Raw genomic sequence first — 261 nt, forward strand, 5'->3', positions numbered from 1 at the left:
GGCACTTGCAGGCACTTGCGGAATCGCGAATGAATTATACCGTCGCCACAAACGCCGCAATCCGCTTGCATGCCTCGGCAAGACGCGCTTCATCCACCACGAAGCCCAGGCGCACGAAGCCGTTAGCGGTCTCGCCAAACGCGCTTGCGTCGAGCACCGACACGCCTTGCGCGCGAAACAGCCGCCACGTGAAATCCATCGTATCGAGACCTGTGCCGCTGACGTCGACCATCATGAACATGCCGGCCTCGGGAAGCAGGC

Annotated in this window: 1 protein-coding gene; it reads right to left on the bottom strand. The window is 61.7% G+C overall.

What is annotated here, in order from left to right:
- Positions 1-34 precede the first annotated feature (34 nt).
- Positions 35-261 (bottom strand): aminotransferase class I/II-fold pyridoxal phosphate-dependent enzyme (locus R0J92_RS24085; RefSeq protein ID WP_411053536.1); only part of this gene is annotated, 227 nt, incomplete at its 5' end.

This window comes from Tritonibacter sp. SIMBA_163 (assembly GCF_046535935.1).
Taxonomy (GTDB): domain Bacteria; phylum Pseudomonadota; class Alphaproteobacteria; order Rhodobacterales; family Rhodobacteraceae; genus Epibacterium; species Epibacterium scottomollicae.